18 protein-coding genes are annotated in these 25,060 nt (G+C 70.4%); 13 read left to right on the top strand and 5 right to left on the bottom strand.

The annotated features are described in order from the left end of the window. The first annotated feature begins 58 nt into the window (after positions 1-58). The 4 genes from OG798_RS20360 to holA all read left to right on the top strand — a co-directional run bounded on the left by OG798_RS20360 (position 59) and on the right by holA (position 4,773). Positions 59-2,572 (top strand): ComEC/Rec2 family competence protein, encoded by a 2,514-nt coding sequence (locus OG798_RS20360; protein WP_267061741.1) that lies wholly within the window; start codon positions 59-61, stop codon positions 2,570-2,572. Between the two features lie 4 nt (positions 2,573-2,576). Then, positions 2,577-3,404 carry an arylamine N-acetyltransferase family protein gene (locus OG798_RS20355; protein WP_095854727.1) on the top strand — a complete coding sequence of 276 codons (828 nt, stop codon included), beginning with the start codon at positions 2,577-2,579 and terminating at the stop codon, positions 3,402-3,404. 63 nt (positions 3,405-3,467) lie between these two features. Beyond that, positions 3,468-3,713 carry a hypothetical protein gene (locus tag OG798_RS20350; RefSeq protein ID WP_095854728.1) on the top strand — a complete coding sequence of 82 codons (246 nt, stop codon included), beginning with the start codon at positions 3,468-3,470 and terminating at the stop codon, positions 3,711-3,713. Positions 3,714-3,786: 73 nt separating this feature from the next. Further along, positions 3,787-4,773 carry a DNA polymerase III subunit delta gene (gene holA / locus OG798_RS20345; protein ID WP_183127343.1) on the top strand — a complete coding sequence of 329 codons (987 nt, stop codon included), beginning with the start codon at positions 3,787-3,789 and terminating at the stop codon, positions 4,771-4,773. A gap of 393 nt (positions 4,774-5,166) precedes the next feature. On the opposite strand, the gene rpsT is transcribed toward holA, so the two are convergent. Then, positions 5,167-5,433, bottom strand: coding sequence for a 30S ribosomal protein S20 (gene rpsT, locus OG798_RS20340; RefSeq protein ID WP_054231951.1), 267 nt, complete (start codon positions 5,431-5,433; stop codon positions 5,167-5,169). A 224-nt stretch (positions 5,434-5,657) separates the two neighbouring features. On the opposite strand from rpsT, the gene lepA reads away from it, so the two are divergent. After that, entirely contained in the window at positions 5,658-7,526 is a 1,869-nt protein-coding gene (gene lepA / locus OG798_RS20335) for a translation elongation factor 4 (protein WP_054231952.1), read from the top strand. Between the two features lie 262 nt (positions 7,527-7,788). Then, positions 7,789-9,663: an AMP-dependent synthetase/ligase gene (locus tag OG798_RS20330; protein ID WP_328757440.1), complete on the top strand. Its 1,875-nt coding sequence runs from the start codon at positions 7,789-7,791 to the stop codon at positions 9,661-9,663. 76 nt (positions 9,664-9,739) lie between these two features. Here the strand turns inward: OG798_RS20330 and OG798_RS20325 are convergent, their stop codons facing one another. Together OG798_RS20325 and OG798_RS20320 are read right to left on the bottom strand one after the other, a co-directional pair. Further along, on the bottom strand, positions 9,740-10,324 hold the full coding sequence (locus OG798_RS20325) for a response regulator (protein WP_067369969.1): 585 nt from the start codon (positions 10,322-10,324) through the stop codon (positions 9,740-9,742). An 11-nt stretch (positions 10,325-10,335) separates the two neighbouring features. Beyond that, positions 10,336-14,412, bottom strand: a complete 4,077-nt coding sequence (locus tag OG798_RS20320) for a HAMP domain-containing protein (protein ID WP_121418495.1) — start codon at positions 14,410-14,412, stop codon at positions 10,336-10,338. Positions 14,413-14,617: 205 nt separating this feature from the next. On the opposite strand from OG798_RS20320, the gene OG798_RS20315 reads away from it, so the two are divergent. Continuing rightward, positions 14,618-16,927 (top strand): ATP-binding SpoIIE family protein phosphatase, encoded by a 2,310-nt coding sequence (locus OG798_RS20315; protein WP_328757439.1) that lies wholly within the window; start codon positions 14,618-14,620, stop codon positions 16,925-16,927. A 112-nt stretch (positions 16,928-17,039) separates the two neighbouring features. After that, positions 17,040-18,272, top strand: a complete 1,233-nt coding sequence (gene hemW, locus OG798_RS20310) for a radical SAM family heme chaperone HemW (protein WP_267061739.1) — start codon at positions 17,040-17,042, stop codon at positions 18,270-18,272. A gap of 330 nt (positions 18,273-18,602) precedes the next feature. On the opposite strand, the gene OG798_RS20305 is transcribed toward hemW, so the two are convergent. Beyond that, positions 18,603-19,409, bottom strand: a complete 807-nt coding sequence (locus tag OG798_RS20305) for a DUF3097 domain-containing protein (protein WP_095854732.1) — start codon at positions 19,407-19,409, stop codon at positions 18,603-18,605. Between the two features lie 31 nt (positions 19,410-19,440). Next, positions 19,441-20,226, bottom strand: coding sequence for an MBL fold metallo-hydrolase (locus OG798_RS20300; protein WP_328757437.1), 786 nt, complete (start codon positions 20,224-20,226; stop codon positions 19,441-19,443). Between the two features lie 226 nt (positions 20,227-20,452). Between OG798_RS20300 and hrcA the strand changes: the two genes are divergently transcribed. From hrcA to OG798_RS20275, 5 genes are all read left to right on the top strand, one after another. Continuing rightward, on the top strand, positions 20,453-21,475 hold the full coding sequence (gene hrcA, locus OG798_RS20295) for a heat-inducible transcriptional repressor HrcA (RefSeq protein ID WP_067369957.1): 1,023 nt from the start codon (positions 20,453-20,455) through the stop codon (positions 21,473-21,475). Next, positions 21,476-22,612, top strand: a complete 1,137-nt coding sequence (gene dnaJ, locus OG798_RS20290; protein WP_067369954.1) for a molecular chaperone DnaJ — start codon at positions 21,476-21,478, stop codon at positions 22,610-22,612. It abuts the gene before it with no gap. Positions 22,613-22,723: 111 nt separating this feature from the next. Continuing rightward, positions 22,724-23,812, top strand: a complete 1,089-nt coding sequence (locus tag OG798_RS20285) for a nitronate monooxygenase (RefSeq protein ID WP_095854734.1) — start codon at positions 22,724-22,726, stop codon at positions 23,810-23,812. Next, positions 23,809-24,558 (top strand): 16S rRNA (uracil(1498)-N(3))-methyltransferase, encoded by a 750-nt coding sequence (locus OG798_RS20280; RefSeq protein WP_095854735.1) that lies wholly within the window; start codon positions 23,809-23,811, stop codon positions 24,556-24,558. The genes OG798_RS20285 and OG798_RS20280 overlap by 4 nt, the downstream gene beginning before the upstream one ends. 22 nt (positions 24,559-24,580) lie before the next feature. Further along, entirely contained in the window at positions 24,581-24,973 is a 393-nt protein-coding gene (locus OG798_RS20275; RefSeq protein ID WP_095854736.1) for a VOC family protein, read from the top strand. Positions 24,974-25,060 lie beyond the last annotated feature (87 nt).

Raw genomic sequence — 25,060 nt, 5'->3', positions numbered from 1 at the left:
GACCTCCGCACCGACGGATGCCACGCGGAGCACCCGGTACTCCCGGAGCCGCCGCGCCGTGCACGCCGCCTCGGGAAAGCGGCTCGGTAGCGCCCACCCCCGGGAGGAAGGGCCGACGGATCTGCGGCTCGTACCGCCCGCGCTCGCGGTCTGGGTGACGGCGGCGGTGACGGTGGGGGCACCGTCCGGACGGGTCACGGCCGTGGTGGTGGGCTGCCTGGTCCTGGCCGGCGCGTTGTTGGCGTTGGGGCGGACCGCGGCGCGCAGGGTGACGCAGGACGGCGCAGGGCGGTCCCGTGCGTGGCCGCGGGTCTCCGTCGCCGCCTCGCTGCTCTGTGTCGCGGCGGCCGCCGCCTCCGCGGGGCTGCACGGGGCGGACGTGCGTCGCGGCCCGATCCCGGCCCTGGCACGGCAGCACGCCCAGGTGACCGCCGAGGTGGAGATCACCTCCGACCCACGGCTCACCCGGCCTCGGATCAAGGGGGATCACGCGGCTCCCACGGCTGTGCTGCTCGACGCGGAGGTCCGGCAGGTGACGCGGGCGGGTGGGGACGGGGCCGTGGTGGCGACACGTACGCCGGTGCTGGTGATCGTCGACGCGAGTTCGCCGAGGGGCTCACCCCGGCTGCCCGGCGGGCGCTCGCCCTGGCTGTCACTGCTGCCGTCCACACGGTTGCGGGTGGCCGCGCGGCTCGCCCCCGCGCTGTCGGGCGGGGACCGGATCGCGGCCGTGCTGCGCGTGCGGGGGAGCGGGCCGCCGGAGGTGGTGGGGCAGCCGTCCGGGCCGCAGCGGTTCGCCGGCCGGTTGCGCGAGGGCCTGCGGAAGGCGACCGACGGGCTGGAGGCGGACGCGCGGGCGCTGCTGCCGGGGCTGGTCGTGGGAGACACCTCACGGGTCACACCGGAGCTGGACGAGGCGTTCAAGGCGACGGATCTCACACACCTGCTGGCGGTCAGCGGCGGCAACTTCACGATCTTGCTCGCCCTGTTCGTCGGACCGCCAGGTCTCGCCCAGCGTGCCGAGCGGCGTGGCCTCGCACCGCGGCTCGGTATCCCGCTGCGGGCCACCGCCCTGCTTGGTGGCGCGGTCACGCTCGGCTTCGTGATCGTGTGCCGGCCCGACCCGAGCGTGCTGCGGGCCGCGGCCTGCGGATCGATCGCGCTGCTCGCCCTCGCGACCGGCCGCCGCAGATCGCTGATTCCCGCCCTTGCCACGGCCGTACTGCTGCTGGTGCTGTACGACCCGTGGCTGTCACGGAGTTACGGCTTCCTGCTGTCCGTGCTGGCGACCGGCGCCCTGCTCACGCTCGCCCCGCGGTGGAGTGCCGCGCTCCAGAGACGTCGGATGCTGCCGCGCCTGGCCGAGGCACTGGCCGCCGCGGGTGCCGCACAGGCCCTGTGCGCGCCGGTCGTCGCGGTTCTGTCGGCCCGGGTGAGCCTGGTGGCGGTGCCGTGCAATCTGCTCGCGGAGTTCGCCGTCGCTCCGGCCACGGTGCTGGGGTTCGCAGCGCTGGCGACGGCGCCGGTGGTGCTGCCCGTGGCCAAGGGGCTCGCGTGGTGCGCGAGTTGGCCGGCCCGGTGGATCGCCGACATCGCACGGACCGGAGCCGCGCTGCCCGGCGGGGGAGTGGACTGGCCCGCGAGCTGGCCGGGGGCGCTGCTCCTCGCCCTGGTCACGGCGGTCGTCGTGCTCGCCGGCCGACGGCTCCTGAAACACCCTTGGTTGAGCGGTGCCTGTGTCGTGGTGTTCCTGCTGGTCGTGGTGCAGCCGGCGCCGCTCACCAGGGTGATCACGGGATGGCCGCCGCCCGGCTGGCGGTTCGCGATGTGCGACGTGGGACAGGGCGACGCGACGGTGCTCGCGGCGGGCGACGGCACCGCGGTGGTGGTGGACGCGGGCCCCGATCCGGCGCTGGTCGACCACTGTCTGACCACGCTCGGCATCACCCGGATCCCGCTCGTCGTGCTGACGCACTTCCACGCCGACCATGTGGCGGGGCTGCCGGGCGTGCTGCGCGGGCGTGCGGTGGGGGCGATCGAGACGACGGACTTCGCGGAGCCGCCCGATCAGGCCGAGTTCGTACGGAGGGAGGCGGCCGCTCGCCGCATCTCGGTGACGTCGGCCGTGGCGGGTGAACGGCGGCGCATCGGCAGTCTCGACTGGCAGGTGCTGTGGCCGCCACCGAGCCCGGCGCCCACCCCGGACGGGCCGAACGACGCCAGCGTCGCCCTCGTCGTGCGGTCGGCGGGGCTGCGGCTGCTGTTGCTCGGCGACCTCGAACCGCCGGCGCAGCAGGCGCTGCTGCGATCGCCGACGGCCGGGGAGCTGACGGCCGTGGACGTGCTCAAGGTCGCCCACCACGGCTCGGCCTACCAGGACCCGGAGCTCATACGGAGGGTGGCCCCGCGGCTGGCCCTGATCTCATGCGGCAGGGACAACCCTTACGGGCATCCCGCGCCCAGCACGGTCGCGGCGCTGCGTGCCGGGGGTGCCGTGGTGCTGCGGACGGACAAGGACGGGGCGCTGGCCGTCGTCGGTGGGAGCGGAGGGTTGAGCGTGGCGAGAGACTGAGGGCATGAATTCCGCACAGGCCGATGCCTACCTCCGCCGGATCGGCGCCCATCACCCCGCGTGGCCCACTTCAGGTGTGCTGCGTGACCTGCACCTGCGCCATCTGAAGGCGGTGCCGTTCGAGAACCTGTCGATCCATCTGGGTGAGGAGATCGTGCTGGAGGAGAAGCGGCTGCTGGACAAGGTGGTGGGCGGGCGCAGGGGTGGCTTCTGCTACGAACTGAACGGGGCGTTCGGGGCGTTGCTCGGGGCGCTGGGCTTCGACGTCACGCTGCTCGCGGGGCGGGTGTACGGGGAGGAGGGGCGGCTCGGGATCCCGTACGACCATCTCGCGCTGCGGGTGCGGACGGTGGACGGGGGCGACTGGCTGGCGGACGTCGGGTTCGGGGCGCACAGTCACTATCCGCTGGCCTTCGGGGCGCGGACCGAACAGGTGGACCCGGGCGGCACGTTCAGGGTGCTCGAGGCGGGGCCGGACGCGGCGGGGGTGCGGGGCGTCGGCGGGCGGCGGGAGGCCGAGGACCTGGACGTCATCCGGGACGGCGGCCCGCAGTACCGCCTGGAGGTGCGGCCGCGGGTGCTGGGGGACTTCGCCGCCGGGGCCTGGTGGAACAGCACGTCGCCGAAGTCACATTTCACGCGGTCGCTTGTCTGTTCGCGGGTGACGGAGGCCGGAGGGCGGATCACGCTCAGCGGTCGGAACCTGACGGCGACGGCGCCGGACGGGACGAAGGAGGTGTCGGAACTGGCAACGGACGAGGAGGTGCTGGCGCTGTACCGGGAGCGCTTCGGGATCGAGCTGGACCGGGTGCCGGAGGTGCGGAAGGGCTGATTCCTGCGTTCAGAAGGGCCGACCCCGGCGTCGGTCGTGTCCGGCGTGGCGGAAAATGTTCTCGTGAGCGATGTGAGACATGTGCTGGTGCTGCCCGACCGCGATGCCGCGGAAGAGGCGGCGGAGCTGATCGGTGACCGGTTCGGGCTCGACGAGGAGCCGCAGCTCGTCAGGGACGCGCTGGCCGGTGAGGACGATGCCGAGGACGCGCAGTGGCTACTGGTCCTGACGGATCCCGGGGAGCGGCTCGATTCGAAGGAGCTGGACGAGTTCGCGGGGGAGTGGGACGGCTGGCGCGAGGAGCCGTAGCGCTCCGCCGGGGCTGGGCGTGCGGGTTCCCGTGCGGGGCGGGTTGTCAGTGGCGCGTGGGATGCTTTCGGTGATGGCCAAGAAGACCGCTCAAGACGACCCTCTCGCCCCCGTCACACTTGCCGTGGGCCAGGAGGACCTCCTGCTCGACCGTGCCGTGCAGGAGGTGGTGGCCGCCGCCAGGGCCGCCGACGCCGACACGGACGTACGGGACCTCGCTCCGGACCAGCTGCAGCCCGGCACGCTGGCCGAGCTCACGAGTCCCTCGCTCTTCTCCGAGCGCAAGGTCGTGATCGTGCGCAATGCGCAGGATCTGTCGGCCGACACCGTCAAGGACGTGAAGGCGTACCTGGACATGCCGGCCGAGGAGATCACCCTCGTGCTGCTGCACGCCGGTGGGGCCAAGGGCAAGGGGCTCCTCGACGCCGCGCGCAAGGTGGGGGCGCGGGAGGTGGCGTGCCCCAAGATGACGAAGCCCGCGGACCGGCTGGCGTTCGTGCGTGGCGAGTTCCGGGCGCTCGGGAGATCGGCCACGCCCGAGGCGTGCCAGGCGCTGGTCGACTCGATCGGGAGTGATCTGCGGGAGCTGGCGTCCGCGGTGTCGCAGCTGACCGCGGATGTCGAGGGGACGATCGACGAGGCCATTGTCGGGCGGTACTACACCGGGCGGGCCGAGGCGTCGAGCTTCACCGTGGCCGACCGGGCCGTGGAGGGGCGGGCCGCGGAGGCGTTGGAGGCGTTGCGGTGGTCTTTGTCGACCGGGGTCGCGCCTGTCTTGATCACCAGTGCGTTGGCTCAGGGGGTGCGGGCGATCGGGAAGCTGTCCTCCGCGCGGGGGGGCCGGCCGGCCGATCTTGCCCGTGAGCTGGGGATGCCGCCGTGGAAGATCGATCGGGTGCGGCAGCAGATGCGGGGGTGGACGCCGGACGGGGTCGCGGTTGCCCTGCGGGCGGTCGCCGATGCCGATGCCGGGGTCAAGGGCGGGGGAGATGATCCCGAGTACGCGCTGGAGAAGGCGGTCGTGGTGATTGCTCGGGCGGCTCGGTCTCGACGGGGGTAACGCCCGGCTGGGCTGAGCCGGGTTCTTTCGCCCCCGCCGCCCCTACCCGTCCCCTCCCCGGGGGCTCCGCCCCCGGACCCCCCGGGTGGGGTTGTCGGGTGCGGGTCGGTGGGGGTTGTTCGCGCAGTTCCCCGCGCCCCTGGGACGGGGCTTCGCCCCGGTTTCCCCTGCCTGCGTGCCTGACGGCGCGCACCCCCTCATGCCAAAGGCCCCGTCCGTCTCCTGGGGAAGGAGGGGAACGGGGCCTTCGGATCACGATGGTGGATCCACGCCCGCGTGGCGAACGCAGGCCGCGCGTGGGTCCGGGGGTGCCGGTCAGGAGCGGAAGAGAGGGCCCGCTGGGTCCTTTCCGGCGGTCAAGTCAGGGGTTGAGCCCGATAGGGCCCAGCCGACTCAGCCCTTGAGGGAAGAGACCTTCGAAGCAAGCGCCGACTTCTTGTTGGCGGCCTGGTTCTTGTGGATGACGCCCTTCGAGACGGCCTTGTCGAGCTGGCGCGACGCAGCGCGCGTGTACTCGGTGGCCTTCTCGACGTCACCCGCGGCAGCAGCCTCGCGGGCCTTGCGGATCGCGGTCTTCAGGGAGGACTTGACCGACTTGTTGCGCAGCCGAGCCTTCTCGTTGGTCTTGATCCGCTTGATCTGGGACTTGATGTTCGCCACGAATGAGCCTTTACAGGTTCAGGCGCGCGAGACAGCACGTCTCGCTCGCCGTTTGATTTCCTTGGGGTGTGCCTCCTGCAGAGAGGGCACGAGACACAGCCACCCAGGCTACCAGTAGCCGCACGACCGGCCCAAACCGGTCGCAGCTCCCCACCCGTGGGACCATGGAGCCTACGTATCGATCCGACCCGAGGCGACAGGCGCCTCAAGAGACAGGACCCTGCGTGCCCGCGACCCCTAACAATGTGCCCGAGCCGAGCCGTACCGCCCCGGCTCTGATCCGCAATTTCTGCATCATCGCGCACATCGACCACGGCAAGTCCACGCTCGCCGACCGCATGCTCCAGCTGACCGGGGTGGTCGAGCAGCGGCAGATGCGTGCTCAGTACCTCGACCGTATGGACATCGAGCGCGAGCGCGGCATCACGATCAAGTCCCAGGCGGTCCGGCTGCCCTGGGCCCCGACGGAGGATCCGGGTAACACCCACATCCTCAACATGATCGACACCCCCGGGCACGTGGACTTCACGTACGAGGTGTCCCGGTCGCTGGCCGCCTGCGAGGGGACCGTCCTCCTCGTCGACGCCGCCCAGGGCATCGAGGCGCAGACCCTCGCCAACCTCTACCTGGCGATGGAGAACGACCTCAAGATCATCCCCGTACTCAACAAGATCGACCTGCCGGCCGCCCAGCCGGAGAAGTTCTCCGAGGAGCTCGCCAACCTCATCGGCTGCGACCCCGATGACGTGCTGAAGGTCTCCGCCAAGACGGGGCTGGGTGTCGAGGCCCTGCTCGACAAGGTGGTCGCCGAGATCCCCGCCCCGATCGGCGTCCAGGATGCCCCCGCTCGCGCGATGATCTTCGACTCCGTCTACGACTCCTACCGCGGTGTCGTGACGTATGTGCGTGTCATCGACGGGCAGCTCAACAAGCGTGAGCGGATCCGGATGATGTCCACCGGAGCGACCCATGAGCTGTTGGAGATCGGCGTCTCGTCCCCCGAGATGACGCCGGCCGACGGGCTGGGCGTCGGTGAGGTGGGCTACATCATCACCGGTGTGAAGGACGTCCGGCAGTCCAAGGTCGGTGACACCATCACCACCCTCAACAAGGGGGCGACCGAGGCGCTCGGCGGGTACAAGGACCCCAAGCCCATGGTCTTCTCCGGGCTCTATCCGCTGGACGGGTCCGACTACCCCGAGCTGCGCGACGCCCTCGACAAGCTGCAGCTCAACGACGCCGCGCTCGTCTACGAGCCGGAGACCTCCGCCGCGCTCGGCTTCGGTTTCCGCGTCGGTTTCCTCGGGCTGCTGCACCTCGACGTGATCCGTGAGCGGCTCGAGCGCGAGTTCGGGCTCGACCTGATCGCGACCGCGCCGAACGTGGTCTACCGGGTCGTCATGGAGGACCGCAGCGAGCACATCGTCACCAACCCGAGCGAGTTCCCCGAGGGCAAGATCGACGAGGTGTACGAGCCCGTCGTGCGCGCCACGATCCTCGCGCCCTCCGAATTCATCGGCTCGATCATGGAGCTGTGCCAGACCCGGCGCGGCACCCTGCTCGGCATGGACTACCTGTCCGAGGACCGGGTCGAGATCCGGTACACGCTGCCGCTCGCCGAGATCGTCTTCGACTTCTTCGACCAGTTGAAGTCGAAGACCCGGGGTTACGCCTCGCTCGACTACGAGCCCACCGGCGAGCAGACTTCCAGCCTGGTCAAGGTCGACATCCTGCTGCACGGCGACAAGGTGGACGCCTTCTCGGCGATCACCCACAAGGACGCGGCGTACGCGTACGGTGTGCGGCTCGTCGCGAAGCTGCGTGAGCTGATCCCGAGGCAGGCCTTCGAGGTGCCCATCCAGGCCGCCATCGGCTCGCGCGTCATCGCGCGCGAGACCATCCGCGCCATCCGCAAGGACGTCCTCGCCAAGTGCTACGGCGGTGACATCTCCCGTAAGCGGAAGCTGCTGGAGAAGCAGAAGGAAGGCAAGAAGCGGATGAAGATGGTGGGCTCTGTGGAGGTTCCGCAAGAGGCCTTCATCGCCGTGCTGTCCAGCGACGACAGCGGCGGTTCGGCGAAGGGCAAGAAGTAGTCACCTGTTACCCCCGGAAACTCGGGCACAATGCGGGCTCGTCGCGCTTCGGCGCGGCGAGCCCGTACGCGTGCGTAGGGTCGCTCTCTGTAGGAAGTGACAGGCCGCCGCCCCTTACGCACTGGCCGGACGCGCCTTACTCTGATCTCTGCTCGATGGTTACTCGCGAGTTAAACAACAGCCGAACCAGCCAGCCGCAACAGCAACAGTCAGCAGTCGGTCGAGCCAGACGCACGCACTGTCGCGGGCCCCGGAGGATGTCGTGAGCGACACACAGACCCTGATCGAGAACCGTCCGCCGTCCGTGGCGGCCCTCTTCCTGGAGCGCGTGGCCGCCACGCCCAACGCCGAGGCCTACCGCTACCCGATCCCCCCTGTCTCAGGTGAGGGCCCGGACGAGTGGAAGTCGCTGAGCTGGGCGCAGGCCGCCGAGCGGGTCTACGCCATCGCGGCCGGACTGATCGAGCTGGGCGTACAGCCGGAGCAGCGCGTCGCGCTCGCCTCCTCCACCCGGGTCGAGTGGATCCTCGCCGACCTCGGCATCCTGTGCGCGGGCGCGGCGACGACGACGATCTACCCGCAGACGAACGCCGAGGAGTCGGCGTTCATCCTCTCCGACTCCGACAGCAAGGTCCTGATCGCGGAGAACGCGGCCCAGCTCGCCAAGGCCCGTCAGAAGCGCGCCGAGCTGCCCGAACTCAGCCACATCGTCGTCATCGACCCGGCGGGCGTCGAGACCGGCGACGGGGTGCTCACCCTCGCCGAACTGGAGACGCGCGGTGCCGCGTACCTGGAGAAGAACCCCGAGCTGATCAAGGAGCGCGTCGGCGCGATCACCGCCGACCAGCTCGCGACCCTCATCTACACCTCCGGTACCACCGGCCGCCCCAAGGGCGTGCGCCTCCCGCACGACAACTGGTCGTACATGGCGAAGGCCATCGCCTCGACCGGACTGCTCGGCCCCGACGACGTGCAGTACCTGTGGCTGCCGCTCGCCCACGTCTTCGGCAAGGTGCTCACCTCCGGCCAGATCGAGGTCGGGCACGTCACCGCCGTCGACGGCCGCGTCGACAAGATCATCGAGAATCTGCCGATCGTGCAGCCGACGTACATGGCGGCCGTTCCGCGCATCTTCGAGAAGGTCTACAACGGGGTCGCGGCCAAGGCGCGGGCCGGCGGCGGCGCCAAGTACAAGATCTTCCAGTGGGCCGCCGAGGTCTCCCGCGCGTACGCGAAGGCCAGCCAGGACAACTTCCGCCGCACCGGCACCGCCTCCGTGCCCTTCGGGCTGGGCGCCAAGCACAAGGTCGCGGACGCGCTCGTCTTCGCCAAGATCCGCGAGGCCTTCGGCGGCCGGCTGCGCGCCTGCGTCTCCGGCTCCGCCGCGCTCGCCCCCGAGATCGGCTACTTCTTCGCGGGCGCCGGCATCCACATCCTCGAGGGGTACGGCCTCACGGAGTCCTCCGCCGCCTCCTTCGTGAACCCCGGCGAGGCGTACCGCACCGGCACGGTCGGCAAGCCGCTGCCCGGCACGGAGGTGCGCATCGCGGACGACGGCGAGATCCTGCTGCGCAGCCCCGGCATCATGGAGGGCTACCACGGGCTGCCCGAGAAGACCGCCGAGGTCCTGGAATCCGACGGCTGGTTCCACACCGGCGACATCGGCGAGCTGTCGCCCGACGGGTACCTCCGGATCACCGACCGCAAGAAGGACCTCATCAAGACCTCGGGCGGCAAGTACATCGCGCCCGCCGAGGTCGAGGGCCAGTTCAAGGCCGTCTGCCCGTACGTCTCCAACATCCTCGTGCACGGTGCCGACCGGAACTTCTGCACCGCCCTCATCGCCCTGGACGAACCGTCCATCCTGGAGTGGGCGAAGGAGAACGGGCTGGAGGGCAAGTCGTACGCCGAGGTCGTCGCGGCCCCTGTGACGGTCGCCCTCGTCGAGGGGTACGTCAAGGAACTCAACGAGGGGCTCCAGCGGTGGCAGACCATCAAGAAGTTCCGGTTGCTGCCGCGGGATCTTGATGTGGAGCACGGGGAGATCACGCCGAGCCTGAAGTTGAAGCGGCCGGTGGTGGAGCGGGAGTACAAGGGGCTGATCGAGGAGATGTACGCCGGTTCCAGGGAAGCGTGAGGTTGTCTTTCGGCTGCGGAGGGTGGGGCTGGTCGCGCCCACGCGGCGGAGCCGCATATGTCGCGGCCCCGCGCCCCTAAAGGGCACGGTTGCCGCTCAGCCCCGCTACCAGGCTCTGCAGTTCTCGGACCTGCCTCCGTAGGTCGGAAAGGTCCGGGGGGTCCTCGGACGACAAGCGCTTCTCCAAGGCCGCGAGCCGTGTGCTGATCTGGGCCGCGTGGGTGTGTTCCTGGGTCAGGAGGCGTTCCAGCTGCTGGTTCTTGCGGTGGAGGTCCAGGAAGACCGTGACCTTGGCGCGCAGGACCCAGGGGTCGAAGGGCTTGGTCAGGTAGTCGGCGGCGCCGGTGGCGTAGCCGCGGAAGGCGTAACCCGCGTCGGCGTCGGTGCCGGTCAGGAAGATGATCGGGACGTCCTTGGTCTGGTCGAGCCGCTTGATGTTGGCGGCTGTCTCGAAGCCGTCCATGCCGGGCATGCGGATGTCGAGGAGGACGACGGCGAAGCGTTGCCTGAGCAGCGCCTTCATCGCCTCCTCGCCCGAACGCGCACGTACGAGCGGCTCGTTGAGGGACCCCAGGACGGCCTCCAGCGCGATCAGGTTGTCCTCCATGTCGTCGACCAGGAGGATGCTGGCGCGCTCGTAGGTCGTTTCCTCAGCGCTCATGGTGACTGTCCTCATTCGGTCGTCGGCGGGGCCGCGGCCTCCTCGGACGATGTGCTCGGCCCCGGAACAACGGATCCTTCGGAGTCGTCCTGCTCCGCGTCGTGCACGCTCTCCGGGTCGAGGAGGGCGCAGACGACCGTGAGCAGCTGATCGACGTCCACCGGCTTGGGTACGTAGTCGTTGGCACCGCGTGCGATGGACTTCTCGCGGTCTCCCGGCATCGCCTTCGCGGTGAGCGCGACGATCGGCAGGCCTGTCCAGCGGGGGGTGCGGCGGATGGCGGAGATCGTCTCGTAGCCGTCCATCTCCGGCATCATGATGTCCATCAGGACGAGTTCCACGTCGGGGTTGCGCTCCAGGGTCTCGATGCCCTCGCGGCCGTTCTCCGCGTACAGCACGGGCATGCCGACGCGGCCCAGGACATGGGTGAGCGCGAAGACGTTGCGGATGTCGTCGTCCACGATCAGCACCCGTCGCCCCGGCAGGACCTGACCCGCCCGGCCGGCCTTCCACTCCTCCAGCTTGGTGGGGGTGGGCCAGGAGTCGTCGGTGTCGTGGGAGGTGTACGGCTCGGTGGACAGCTGCTCGGGCACGAGCGGCCGGAGGTCCTCCGGGGCGGCGCCGGTCGCCGTGTGGCCGGGGCTGATGACAGGGACGTACAGCGTGAAGGTGGAGCCCTTGCCGGGGGCGCTCTCCGCGATGATGCGGCCGCCGAGCAGCCCGGCGATCTCCCGGCTGATGGACAGGCCGAGGCCGGTGCCGCCGTACTTGCGGTTGGTGGTGCCGTCGGCCTGCTGGAACGCCTCGAAGATCACCGGGAGTTTCTCCGCGGCGATCCCGATGCCGGTGTCGGAGACGGCGAAGGCGATCACGTCGTCGCTGTTCTCCCGGGTGAAGGCGTGGTCGGGGTCCTTGAGGCGGCTGACGCGCAGTTCGACCCGGCCGGTCGCGGTGAACTTGATCGCGTTGGAGAGCAGGTTGCGCAGGATCTGCTGGAGCCGCTGCTCGTCCGAGTACATCTCCCGCGGTACGTCCTCCCCGACCGTCACCTCGAAGGCGAGACCCCGGTCGAGGGTGAGCGGGCGGAACGTGGCGTGGACGTAGTCGAGGAGTTTGATCAGGGGGAGCTTCTTCGGGCGTACGTCCATACGGCCCGCCTCGATCTTCGACAGGTCGAGGATGTCGTTGATGAGCTGGAGGAGGTCCGATCCCGAGCGGTGGATCGTCGTCGCGAACTGCACCTCCTGGTCGGAGAGATGGCCGTCCGGGTTGTCCGACAGCAGCCGGGCCAGGATCAGCAGCGAGTTCAGCGGGGTGCGCAGCTCGTGCGACATGTTCGCCAGGAACTCCGACTTGTACTGCGAGCTCGTCGCCAGGAGCGCCGCCTTTTCCTCCAGCTCGGCGTTCGAGCGTTGCAGCTCCGCCTGCTGCGACTGGAGTTCGTCCGAGCGGTCCTGGAGCTGGATGGCGAGGCGCTGGGACTCGCCGAGCAGGGACTCCGTGCGGGAGTTGGCGATGATCGTGTTGATGGCCACGCCGATGGTGTTCACGAACTGGTCGAAGAAGGCCAGATGGACGTCGGAGAAGCGGGAGAAGGAGGCGAGCTCGATCACGCCGAGGAGTTTGTCCTCGAAGAGGATCGGGATGATGACGACGCTGGCGGGGGCGGCTTCCCCCAGACCGCTGTTGATCTTGATGTAGTCCGGTGGGGCCTCCTCGACGAGGATCCGCTTCTTCTCGCGGGCCGCCTGCCGGACCAGGCCGTGCACCGGCATGCCGCCCGTGTCGACCGTGGCGCCCTGGGCCGAGCCGTATCCGGCGATGAAGGCGAGTCCCTTGGCGGGGACGGCGGTGTGGAGGGAGGCCCCGTCCTCCTCCGGGTCGGCCAGGAAGAAAGCGCCGTACTGCGCGTTCACCAGCGGGGTCAGCTCGCGCAGGATCAGGTCGGCGACCTCCATCAGGTCGCGGTGGCCCTGCATCAGCGCGGCGAGGCGGGCGAGGTTGGACTCCAGCCAGTCCTTGGCGCGGGTGGTCTCACGCAGGTTGGCCACCATCAGGTTGATGTTGTCCTTCAGCTCGGCGACCTCGCCCTGCGTCTCCACGGTGATGGAGCGGGACATGTCGCCCTGTGCCACCGCGGAGGCCACCTCGGCGATCGCGCGGACCTGGGTGGTGAGGTTGGAGGCGAGTTCGTTGACGTTGGTCGTGAGGCGTTTCCAGGTGCCGTACACGCCCTCGACCCGTGCCTGACCGCCGAGTTGGCCCTCCGAACCCACCTCGCGGGCCACCCGGGTCACCTCGGAGGAGAAGGAGGAGAGCGTGTCGACCATCGTGTTGATGGTCGTCTTCAGTTCCAGGATCTCGCCGCGGGCATCCACGTCGATCTTCTTCGACAGGTCGCCCTGCGCCACGGCCGTCGCGACCTGCGCGATGTTCCGCACCTGTGAAGTGAGGTTGTCGGCCATGTAGTTGACGTTGTCGGTCAGATCCCGCCAGACGCCGGAGACGCCGAGCACCTGGGCTCGTCCGCCGAGCCGCCCGTCGGTGCCGACCTCGCGGGCCACCCGGGTCACCTCGTCGGCGAAGGCCCGCAGCTGCTCCACCATCGTGTTGACGGTGTCCTTCAGTTCCAGGATCTCGCCGCGGGCGTCGACCGTGATCTTCTTCGACAGGTCGCCGTTCGCGACGGCCGTCGTCACCTGGGCGATGTTGCGGACCTGGGAGGTCAGGTTCAGCGCCATGAAGTTGACGTTGTCGGTGAGGTCTTTCCAGACGCCGGAGACGCCTCTGACCTGGGCCTGGCCGCCGAGGTTGCCTTCGGTGCCGACCTCGCGGGCCACGCGTGTGACCTCGTCGGCGAAGGCGGAGAGCTGGTCGACCATGGTGTTGATGGTCGACTTGAGTTCGAGGATCTCGCCCTTCGCCTCGACCGTGATCTTCTTGCCGAGGTCGCCCTGCGCGACGGCCGTGGAGACGAGGGCGATGTTGCGGACCTGCGAGGTCAGGTTGTCCGCCATGAAGTTGACGTTGTCGGTGAGGTCTTTCCAGACGCCGGAGACGCCCCTGACCTGGGCCCGCCCACCGAGGTTTCCCTCGGTGCCGACCTCGCGGGCCACGCGTGTGACCTCGTCGGCGAAGGCGGAGAGCTGGTCGACCATGGTGTTGATGGTCGACTTGAGTTCGAGGATCTCGCCCTTCGCGTCCACCGTGATCTTCTGGCTGAGGTCGCCGTTGGCCACGGCCGTGGTGACCTGGGCGATGTTGCGGACCTGGGACGTCAGGTTCGAGGCCATGAAGTTGACGTTGTCGGTGAGGTCCTTCCAGACTCCCGAGACGCCTCTGACCTGGGCGCGGCCACCCAGTTGCCCTTCGGTGCCGACCTCGCGGGCCACCCGCGTGACCTCGTCGGCGAAGGCGGAGAGCTGGTCGACCATCGTGTTCACGGTGAGCTTCAGTTCGAGCAGCTCACCGGTCGCCTCGACCGTCACCGTACGGGTCAGGTCGCCGCGCGCCACCGCCGTGGTCACCAGGGCGATGTCACGGACCTGGGCCGTCAGCCGGGACGCCATCGTGTTGACCGCCTCGGTCACATCGCGCCAACTGCCCGACAGGCCCTGCACCTTGGCGCGCCCGCCGAGACGGCCCTCGGTGCCGACCTCGCGCGCGACCCGGGTCACCTCGCCCGTGAAGAGGGAGAGCTGATCGACCATCTTGTTGACGGCGCGCCCCAACCTCCTCAGATCTCCTCTGAGTTGACGGTTGCCGTCGTGCAGGTCGACCCGCTGGGTGAGGTCGCCGCCGGCCACCGCGTCCAGGACGCGCGTCGCGTTCGCGGCGGGCGCCACCAGGGCGTCGAGCAACTGGTTCACTTCATTGACGCGGGTCGTCCAACTTCCCTGGCCCGGGCTCGCCGACAGCCGCTCATCGAGCCGTCCGTGCCGGACCAGCTCCCGTCGTACCCGCTGCACTTCCGTGTTGAAGTGGGTGCTGCGGTCGATGATCTGGTTGAACGCCGCGCTCAGGTCGGCCACCAGGCCGTGCCCCGTCTCCGGCACCTTGGTGAAGTCACCGTCCCGCGCGGCGGTCATCGCGGCGAGCAGCGGACGCAGATCGGACGCCGGGATCCGGCCGTCGTCGAATGCCCGAATCTGTCCGTCTTCGAGCACACGCGTAGCACTGTTCTCACTCATGGCGGCCCACTTCGGTAACTCGGCGCTTATGGGCGTGGCCAGTCTGTCACTCTGTCCGTGTCGCCTGAGGCGTATTCGTCCGAACTGCTCAGGGAGCCGCACAGTGGGGGCCATTCCGACGCAACGGGAGTCGCAACCGGACTCCACGGCGCTCGCCCCTGGTACGCCCGCGCACTACCGCGTGGGTCAGGAAGCCATGGCGCGCGCCGCGCTGCCGGGCACCCCGCTCGCGCCCGGCGCCGCCCGCCGCATGGTTCGCGAGACGCTCGCCGACTGGGGGGAACTGGCCCTGCCCGGCGCCGAGATCGTCCGCGAGCGCCTCGCCGAGGACGCCGTCCTGGTCGTCAGCGAACTCGTCACCAACGCCGTCGTGCACGCGGGCACCGACGTCGAACTGCTGTGTCGGCTGGAGATCACCGACGGCGGTGCGGTGGGCGCGGTGGTCATCGAGGTCTCCGACCACCATCCCTCGCGGGCAGTACGCGAGGAGTCGGCCGAACGGGCATACGGCACACCGGAGTACGGGCGGGGGCTGCGGTTGGTCGCCTCCCTGTCGGAGGCGTGGGGGATCACGTATCGGACCGGGGTCAAGACCGTGTGGGCGCGGCTGCCGGTGGATGGGGGGCTGGGGGTCGAGGAGGGGTTGGGTGTTCAGGGTGGGCTGGGTGTCGAGGGTGAGTTGGGTGTTGAAGGCGGGCTGAGTGTTGAAGGTGCGTTGGGTGTTGGTGGTGGGTTGGGCGTTGAGCGTGGGCTGAGTGTGGGTGGTGGGTTCGGTGCCGATGGGGGGATGGGTGTCGGGCCCGGAATGACGGACGCCATGGGACTGTCCGCGGGACTGTCCGCCGGTTCGGGGTTGGCCGACGGAATCGGACTGCCGGGCGGAATCGGACTGCCGGGTGGGACGGGACTGCCGGACAGGACGGGACTGGTTGGAGAGACGGGACTGGTTGGAGAGACGGGACCGGTCGGAGAGACGGGACCGGTCGGCGGGACGTTCGCTGCCGAACAGCGACAAAGGCCGCGGCAGGACGGCGACTGGCTCAACCGCGGCGCTCTCTCCTTCCTCGCCGAGGCCTCCGACCTGCTCGCCGGGCAGCTCGACGAGGACCTCGTCGCCGCGCTCGCCGGGCAGCTGCTCGTGCCGCGGCTCGCCGACTGGTGTGCCGTATGGCTGGAGGACGAGGCCACCGACCGGGCGGGTGGGCTCGGGCTGGCCCTGGGACCCCGGCTCGCCCGCGTCTGGCACGGCAGTGAGAACCGGATCGAGGAGCTGCGGCGGGCCCTGGAGAAGGATCCGCCACGGTTGCCGGACTCGGTGCGGTCCCGGGCGGTGCCGGTGCCCTGGCCGGGGGAGGCATTAGGCACGGGGCAGGGGCAGGGGCAGGGGCAGGGGCAAGGGCAAGGGCAAGGACAAGGTGGCGTGGGGGGCGCGGGCGGGATGAGCGGGGCGGCGCTCGCGTACCGGCTGATCGCCGGCGGCCGGCCGCTCGGCACCCTCGTCATCGGCCGGGCCGGACTGAGCGCCTTCCCCGACGAGATCACCGGGCTCGTCGAGGACCTCAGCCGGCGGATCGCCCTCGCCATCGGCGCGGCCCGCCAGTACGCGCGCCAGGCCACCATCAGCCGGGTCCTGCAGCGCGGCCTGCTGCCCGGCGCGGTCGCCGAGATCCCCGGGGTACGCAGCGCCCTCGTGTACGAGCCGCTCGACAAGGGCGGACCCAGCGGCGACTTCTACGACCTGTTCCCCGCGGGCGACGGACGCTGGTGCTTCGTCCTCGGCGACGTCCAGGGCAAGGGGCCCGAGGCCGCCGTCGTGATCGGCCTCGCCCGGCCCTGGGTGCGACTGCTGGCTCGCGAGGGCTACCACGTCGCGGACGTCCTCGACCGCCTCAACCAGCTCCTTCTCGACGACGCGACCGAGGCGGCGGACGCGGCGGCCCGTGCGCTGGTGGCGGCGGGCGGGCCGGGTCTGGGCCCCGACGAGGGTCCGCAGACCCGTTTCCTCTCCATGCTGTACGGCGAGCTGGTGCCCTTCGAGGGCGGCGTGCGCTGCACCCTCGCCTCCGCCGGGCACCCGCTGCCGCTGATCCTCGGCCCGGACGGCGACGTACGGGAAGTGGCCGAGCCGCAGACCCTCCTCGGGGTCTTCGAGGACGCGACCTACGTCTCCGAGACCTTCGATCTGTACCCGGGTGACACCGTCCTGTGCGTCACCGACGGGGTGACGGAGCGCCGCAGCGGGCCCCGCCAGTTCGATGACGACGAAGGGCTCGAGGAGGCCCTCGCGGGCTGTACGGGGCTGAGCGCGGAGCTCGTCGCGGAACGGATCCGGCGGCTCGTGCATGAGTTCGGCAGCAAGCCGCCGGAGGACGACCTGGCGTTGTTGGTGCTGCAGGCGGAGTGGACGGAGTAGGGCGGAGTCGGGGGAGCGGGGAGAGTGGGGGGAGTGGGAGAGCGGGGGAGAGAGAAACCGCAGGTGAGGGGCTGGAAAGGGGTATGCGGCCGGGTACGGGACAATGGAAGGCATGCCTTCCGCACTTCCCGACGGTGAGCCCGTCCCCGACGACGGGGCGCTGCCCGCGCACGCCCTGGCCGGCGCCGCCGAGCGACCTCTCGGCTTCTACCTCCACGTGCCGTACTGCGCGACCCGCTGCGGCTACTGCGACTTCAACACCTACACGGCGACCGAGCTGCGGGGCACCGGAGGCGTGCTCGCCTCCCGCGACAACTACGCGGACACGCTGATCGACGAGGTCCGGCTCGCCCGCAAGGTCCTCGGCGACGACCCGCGACCCGTCCGTACGGTGTTCGTCGGCGGCGGTACGCCCACGCTGCTGGCCGCCGACGACCTCGTACGGATGCTGGGGGCGATCCGGGACGAGTTCGGGCTCGCGGACGACGCGGAGATCACGACCGAGGCGAACCCGGAGTCGGTTGATCCGCGGTATCTGGAGACGCTCAGGGCCGGAGGGTTCAACCGGATCTCGTTCGGCATGCAGAGTGCCCGCCAGCACGTCCTCAAGGTGCTCGACCGTACGCATACCCCGGGTCGGCCCGAGGCGTGTGTCGCGGAGGCGCGAGCGGTCGGGTTCGAGCATGTGAACCTCGACCTGATCTACGGCACGCCCGGTGAGTCCGACGACGACTGGCGGGCCTCGCTCGACGCCGCGCTCGGTGCCGGGCCCGACCATGTCTCCGCGTACGCGCTGATCGTCGAGGAGGGGACGCAGCTCGCCCGTCGTATCCGGCGGGGCGAGGTGCCGATGACGGACGACGATGTGCATGCGGACCGGTATCTGATCGCCGACGAGGTGCTGTCCGGGGCGGGGTTCGACTGGTACGAGGTGTCCAACTGGGCCACTTCCGCCGCCGGGCGGTGCCTTCACAACGAGCTGTACTGGCGGGGTGCCGACTGGTGGGGGGCCGGGCCCGGGGCCCACAGCCATGTGGGCGGGGTGCGGTGGTGGAACGTGAAGCATCCCGGGGCGTATGCGGGGGCGTTGGCCGCGGGGCGGTCTCCGGGGGCGGGGCGGGAGCTGCTCTCGGAGGAGGATCGGCGGGTGGAGCGGATTCTGCTGGAGCTGCGGCTTCGGGAGGGGTGTCCGTTGTCGTTGCTGCGGGTGGAGGGGCTTGCGGCGGCGGGGCGTGCGTTGGCGGAGGGGTTGCTCGAATCCGGGCCGTATGGGGAGGGGCGGGCGGTTCTTACGTTGCGGGGGCGGTTGCTGGCGGACGCGGTCGTACGAGACCTGGTGGACTGAGGGGGCTGCGTCCCCAGGCCCCGGCTGTGTTCTTCGGCCGCGGGTCGGTGGGGGCTGGTCGCGCAGTTCCCCGCGCCCCTGAAGGATCGGGGCTGCGCCCCGGATCCCCCGGTCGCGGGGGGTTCTTCGGCTGCGGGTCGGTGGGGGTTGGTCGCGCAGTTCCCCGCGCCCCTGAAGGATCGGGGGTGCGCCCCGGATCCCCCGGTCGCGGGGGGTTCTTCGGCTGCGGGTCGGTGGGGGCTGGGCGCGCAGTTCCCCGCGCCCCTAAGGCCGGGGACCGCACCCCGCCCACCCCGGTCCACGCCCTTCAGTTCGTGCGGTGAGCGTGTGTCAGTGGGGGGCTGTGACGAAGTCGATGAGTTCTTCTACTCGGCCCAGGAGTTCTGGCTGCAGGTCCTTGTAGGAGTGGACGTGGGACAGGATGTGCTGCCAGGCGGCGCCGGTGTTGTCGGGCCAGCCGAGGGCGCGGCAGACGCCGGTTTTCCAGTCCTGGCCGTGGGGGACCCGGGGCCAGGACGGGATGCCTACGGAGGACGGCTTCACGGCTTCCCAGATGTCGATGTAGGGGTGGCCGAGGACCAGGGCGTGGTCGCTCGTGACCGAGGCCGCGATACGGGACTCCTTGCTGCCGGGCACGAGGTGGTCGACGAGGACGCCGAGGCGGGCGTCCGGGCCGGGTGAGAAGTCCGCCACGATCGCGGGCAGGTCGTCGACGCCCTCCAGGTACTCGACCACGACGCCCTCGATGCGCAGATCGTCGCCCCAGACCCGTTCGACCAGCTCGGCGTCGTGGCGGCCCTCCACGTAGATCCGCCCGGCACGGGCGACCCGGGCCCGCGCGCCAGGGACGGCCACCGAACCGGAGGCCGTGCGGGTGGGACGGATGGGGGTGGTGGAGGAGGGGCGGGTGAGAGTGACCACCTGGCCCTCCAGGAGGAAGCCGCGCGGTTCCAGGGGGAACACGCGGTGCTTGCCGAAGCGGTCCTCCAGCGTCACCGTGCCCGCCTCGCAGCGGATCACCGCACCGCAGAAACCGGTACCCGGCTCCTCGACCACCAGGCCCGGCTCCGCCGGAACCTCCGGCACGGGCTTGGGCTTCTTCCACGGCGGAGTCAGGTCCGGAGAGTACTGGCGCATTCGGATGACGATAGGAGAAGCCCGGCGGCGCTCAACGCGACACGCCGAAATCCGACGCCTCGAAACCCGGCGTGGCGAGACCCGGCCCGCCGATACCCGACACGCCGAAACGCGCGGCCAGCGCGTCCCGCTGGGACCGTACGAACCCGGCGTCCACGACCGCTCCGTGACCGGGCACGTACAGCGCGTCCTCGCCCCCGAGTTCGAGCAACCTGTCGAGAGCCCCGGGCCAACGCGACGGTACGGCGTCGGGGCCCGCCTGGGGCTCGCCGGACTCCTCGACCAGGTCGCCGCAGAACACCACCGTCGGCTCGCCCGGCACCACGACCACGAGGTCGTGGGCGGTGTGGCCCTCGCCCGTCCGCACCAGCAGGACCTCGACGCCGCCGGTCAGCTCGAGATGTCGGGTGCCCCACACGTAGTGCCGGGGACGCACCAGGGTGTCCGCCGCGTTCTCCGCCGCCCGCGCGTCCAGCCCGCCCCGTACCGCGTCCGTGTACAGCTCCTCGCGCCCGTGCTCGTACACCTCGGCCGAGCCGCCCGCGACGAGCACCTCCGCGCCCGCGAACGCCGCCGCGCCGAGGACATGGTCGAAGTGGGGGTGGGTGAGCGCGAGGAAGGTCACACGGCGGCCGGCGAGCGCCTGCGCCTCCTCGCGCAACCGTGCGCCCTCCGCGAGGCTCGACCCCGGGTCGATGATCAGCGCCCCGCCCTCGCCCACGACCAGCCCGACCGTGCAGTCCCAGACCGGAAGCCGCCGCCGCCCCACCCGCGGTGTCAGCTGCTCCCACCCCGCCTCTTCCCAAGTCACCTTCATACGCCGACGCTAGCGGTGAGAGCGTGGACGGTACGACATCAGGGGCTGGGACGGTGTGACATCACGGGACACGTCGGTGTACGTCCGTGCACCTTGCACAAGATCGCGGGGCCGCCCTTGCCGGGGCCGTACCCACCGGCCGTACACTGGGCCGGGGAATGCTGGCACTCGCACACGCTGAGTGCCAAGCGAGGCGCCGAGGGGTCGAGAGCTGGAGGTGTGCGCGATGCTCAGTGAACGCAGGCTCGAAGTGCTGCGCGCCATCGTCCAGGACTATGTCGGCACCGACGAGCCGGTCGCGGTCGGTTCCAAGGCGCTGACCGAGCGGCACCGGCTGGGAGTCTCCCCGGCCACCGTCCGCAACGACATGGCGGCCCTGGAGGACGAGGGGTACATCGCCCAGCCGCACACCAGTGCCGGGCGGATCCCCACCGACAAGGGCTATCGGCTCTTCGTCGACAAGCTCGCCGGCGTCAAGCCGATGACCGCGCCCGAGCGGCGGGCCATTCAGAACTTCCTGGATGGTGCCGTTGATCTCGACGATGTCGTCGGGCGGACCGTGCGGCTGCTCGCGCAGCTGACCCGGCAGGTCGCCGTCGTGCAGTATCCGTCGCTGACGAGATCGACCGTGCGGCATGTGGAGCTGCTGTCCCTCGCCCCCGCCCGTGTGATGCTCGTGCTGATCACGGACACCGGGCGGGTCGAGCAGCGCATGATCGACTGCCCGGCCCCGTTCGGAGAAACGTCTCTCGCGGATCTGCGGGCCCGGCTCAACAGCAGGGTCGCGGGCCGTCGCTTCGCGGACGTCCCGCAGCTCGTGCAGGACCTCCCGGACGCGTTCGAGGCGGAGGACCGAGGTACGGTCGCGACGGTGCTCTCCACTCTTTTGGAGACGCTCGTCGAGGAGACCGAGGAGCGGCTGATGATCGGCGGAACCGCCAATCTGACGCGCTTCGGACATGACTTCCCTCTCACCATCCGGCCGGTGCTCGAAGCGCTGGAGGAGCAGGTTGTGCTTCTCAAGTTGCTTGGTGAGGCCGGGGATTCGAGCATGACCGTGCGAATCGGTCACGAGAACGCGTATGAGGGACTCAACTCCACGTCCGTGGTCTCGGTCGGCTACGGTTCGGGCGACGAGGCAGTAGCGAAACTCGGCGTGGTCGGACCGACCCGCATGGATTACCCCGGCACGATGGGAGCGGTACGAGCGGTGGCACGGTACGTCGGACAGATCCTGGCGGAGTCTTAAGTGGCCACGGACTACTACGCCGTACTCGGCGTGCGCCGCGACGCGTCCCAGGACGAGATCAAGAAGGCCTTCCGGCGGCTCGCACGCGAGCTGCACCCGGACGTCAATCCCGATCCGAAGACGCAGGAGCGGTTCAAGGAGATCAACGCCGCGTACGAGGTGTTGTCGGACCCGCAGAAGAAGCAGGTCTACGACCTCGGCGGCGACCCGCTGTCCCAGTCGGGCGGCGGCGGTGCGGGCGGCTTCGGCGCCGGTGGGTTCGGGAACTTCTCGGACATCATGGACGCCTTCTTCGGTACGGCGTCGCAGCGCGGTCCGCGGTCGCGTACGCGGCGTGGCCAGGACGCCATGATCCGGCTCGAGATCGAGCTGGACGAGGCGGCCTTCGGCACGACGAAGGACATCCAGGTCGACACGGCCGTCGTCTGCGCCACCTGCAACGGTGAGGGCGCGGCGCCGGGTACCTCGGCCCAGACCTGTGACATGTGTCGCGGGCGGGGTGAGGTGTCCCAGGTCACGCGGTCCTTCCTCGGGCAGGTCATGACCTCCCGGCCGTGTCCGCAGTGCCAGGGCTTCGGGACCGTCGTCCCGACTCCCTGCCCCGAGTGCGCCGGTGACGGACGGGTCCGGTCGCGTCGCACGCTGACCGTCAAGATCCCCGCCGGTGTCGACAACGGCACGCGGATCCAGCTCGCGGGCGAGGGCGAGGTCGGGCCCGGTGGCGGTCCCGCCGGTGACCTCTACGTCGAGATCCACGAGCTGCCGCACTCCACGTTCCAGCGGCGCGGGGACGATCTGCACTGCACGGTGACCATTCCGATGACCGCGGCCTCGCTCGGCACCAAGGTGCCGCTGGAGACCCTCGACGGTCTCGAGGAGGTCGACATCCGTCCGGGCACGCAGTCCGGGCAGTCGATCCCGCTGCACGGGCGGGGTGTCACGCATCTGCGGGGCGGTGGCCGCGGTGACCTCATCGTGCACGTCGAGGTGACCACGCCCACGAAGCTCGATCCCGAGCAGGAGCGGTTGCTGCGGGAGCTGGCGATACTGCGGGGCGAGGAGCGGCCCACGGGGCAGTTCCAGCCCGGGCAGCAGGGGTTGTTCTCGCGGCTGAAGGACGCGTTCAACGGTCGCTGACGGGTGTTCCCGGGGGCTCCGCCCCCGGGCGCTCGACCGTCCATCCCGGTGGCCTATGCCAGGCGGAAGGCCCGATTCGGACTTGTTCGGAGGACGTGACAACATGCCGTCATGTCCACCGCACTGACCGATCTCTTCCCTCACCCGATCGTGCAGGCCCCCATGGCGGGCGGCGTCTCCGTCCCGGATCTCGCGGCCGCCGTGTCCGAGGCCGGCGGGCTCGGGTTCCTTGCCGCCGGGTACAAGACCGCCGACGGCATGTACCAGGAGATCAAGCAGTTGCGCGGGCTCACGGGCTGCCCCTTCGGGGTCAATCTGTTCATGCCGCAGCCCGAGTACGCGGACCCCGCCGCGGTCGAGGTCTACGCCCACCAGCTCGCGGGCGAGTCCTCCTGGTACGAGACCGAACTCGGTGAACCGGACAGTGGCCGTGACGACGGCTACGACGCCAAGCTCGCCGTCCTCCACGACAACCCGGTGCCGGTGGTCTCGTTCCACTTCGGCATCCCGAGCACCGACGTCCTGGACTCCCTGCGCCGCGCCGGAACCCTCACCGTGATCACCGCGACCACGGCCGAGGAGGCCCTCGCCGTCCAGCGGGCCGGCGCCGACGCGGTCATCGTGCAGGGCGTGGAGGCGGGCGGCCACCAGGGCACCCACCGCGACAACCCGGAGACGGACGGCACGGGTATCGGGCTGCTGTCGCTGATCGCGCAGGTCCGCGAGACCGTGGACATCCCGATCATCGCCGCCGGCGGCATCATGCGCGGCAGCCAGATCGCCGCGGTGCTCGCCGCGGGCGCGAACGCGGCGCAGCTCGGCACCGCGTTCCTCGCCACCCCGGAGTCCGGCGCCAACGCCGTGCACAAGCAGGCGCTGACCAACCCGCTGTTCGTACGGACGGAACTGACGCGCGCGTTCTCCGGCCGGCCGGCGCGCGGCCTGGTGAACCGCTTCCTGCGCGAGCACGGCCCGTACGCGCCCGCCGCGTACCCCGAGGTCCACCACCTCACCTCCCCGCTGCGCAAGGCGGCGGCCAAGGCGGGCGACGCGCAGGGCATGGCGCTGTGGGCGGGGCAGGGGCACCGCATGGCGCGCGAGCTGCCCGCCGGGCAGCTGGTGGAGGTGCTGAGCGCGGAGCTCGAGGAGGCCAGGACAGCGTTGTCGGCCGCCGGGGAAGCGGGGGGTGAGGTTCGATGACGGCACCGGTGTTCGTGGTCGAGCACTTCGAGGCGGGCAGCGGCGGACGGTACGTGCTCGACGGCCCGGAGGGGCGCCACGCCGTCTCCGTGAAGCGGCTGAACCCTGGTGAGGACGTCGTCCTCACGGACGGCGCCGGACGGTGGGCCGAGTGCGTGGTCGTCGCCACCGAGGGCAAGGACCGGCTGATCGTCCAGATGGACTCGTACAGCGAGGAGCCCGCGGAGGAGCCCCGTATCACCGTCGTCCAGGCGCTCCCCAAGGGCGACCGGGGCGAGGTGGCCGTGGAGACGATGACCGAGACCGGCGTCGACGCGATCGTCCCCTGGGCCGCCTCCCGCTGCATCACCCAGTGGAAGGGCGACCGGGGTCTGAAGGCGCTCGCCAAGTGGCGGGCCACGGCCCGGGAGGCCGGCAAGCAGTCGCGCCGGGTGCGCTTCCCGGAGGTCGCGGACGCGGCGACGACCAAACAGGTTGCCGCACTTTTGGCCAATGCCGACTTCGCGGCGGTGCTGCACGAGGACACGGAGGTCGGCACCGAGCCGTTCGTGACGGCCGCACTCCCCACCTCGGGCGAGATCGTGCTGGTGGTCGGCCCCGAGGGCGGGATCTCCCCCGAGGAGATCAAGCTGTTCACCGGGGCGGGCGCGAAGACGTGCCACCTGGGGCGTACCGTGCTGCGTACATCGACCGCCGGGACGGTGGCGACCGCGCTGCTGATGGCGCGCACCGGCCGCTGGTCCTGACCTCGCGCGCACGGGGGACGCCTTGGAACTCGCCCAAGTACGGCTGCTCGTCTCGGACTTCCCGGTCTGCTACCACTTCTACGCCGAGGTCCTCGGCCTCAAGCCCCAGTCGGGCGCGACCGAAGGACCGTACGAGAAGTTCAGTCCCACCGTCGGTTCGGCGGGCATCGCGCTCCAGGACCGCGCGATGATGGCCCGGATACTCGGTGAACTGGGCGACTCGGCGAGCGGCCACCGCTCGCTGGTGGTCCTGCGCGTCGACGACCTCGACTCCTACTGCGAGGCCATCACCTCGCGCGGCGCCGTCCTCGTGCATGGGCCGGACTTCATGACGGACCGGATGCGGGTCGCCCATCTCAAGGACCCCGAGGGCAATCTGGTGGAACTTCAGGAGTGGCTCCTCCTGCGGACCTGACAGAGTTTCACGCATACGCGTTCGACGGGGGCGCCCGAGGGTGTGTAGTGGCCGTATGGGGTCTACCGCGACGCCCGTGACAGTGGC

Origin of the sequence: Streptomyces sp. NBC_00271 (assembly GCF_036178845.1) — a bacterium.
In the GTDB taxonomy this organism is placed as follows: Bacteria; Actinomycetota; Actinomycetes; order Streptomycetales; family Streptomycetaceae; genus Streptomyces.
Note: the sequence above shows the minus strand (reverse complement) of the source record. Positions and strands in the feature narration are given on the sequence as shown.

Bases quoted from the DNA above. Each gene is read 5' to 3' on its own strand.
- OG798_RS20355 (WP_095854727.1), top strand. From the start codon at position 2,577: ATGAATTCCGCACAGGCCGATGCCTACCTCCGCCGGATCGGCGCCCAT.
- holA (WP_183127343.1), top strand. From the start codon at position 3,787: ATGGCCAAGAAGACCGCTCAAGACGACCCTCTCGCCCCCGTCACACTT.
- OG798_RS20325 (WP_067369969.1), bottom strand. From the start codon at position 10,324: ATGAGCGCTGAGGAAACGACCTACGAGCGCGCCAGCATCCTCCTGGTC.
- OG798_RS20320 (WP_121418495.1), bottom strand. From the start codon at position 14,412: ATGACCGCCGCGCGGGACGGTGACTTCACCAAGGTGCCGGAGACGGGG.
- hemW (WP_267061739.1), top strand. From the start codon at position 17,040: ATGCCTTCCGCACTTCCCGACGGTGAGCCCGTCCCCGACGACGGGGCG.
- OG798_RS20305 (WP_095854732.1), bottom strand. From the start codon at position 19,409: ATGCGCCAGTACTCTCCGGACCTGACTCCGCCGTGGAAGAAGCCCAAG.
- OG798_RS20300 (WP_328757437.1), bottom strand. From the start codon at position 20,226: ATGAAGGTGACTTGGGAAGAGGCGGGGTGGGAGCAGCTGACACCGCGG.
- hrcA (WP_067369957.1), top strand. From the start codon at position 20,453: ATGCTCAGTGAACGCAGGCTCGAAGTGCTGCGCGCCATCGTCCAGGAC.
- OG798_RS20285 (WP_095854734.1), top strand. From the start codon at position 22,724: ATGTCCACCGCACTGACCGATCTCTTCCCTCACCCGATCGTGCAGGCC.
- OG798_RS20280 (WP_095854735.1), top strand. From the start codon at position 23,809: ATGACGGCACCGGTGTTCGTGGTCGAGCACTTCGAGGCGGGCAGCGGC.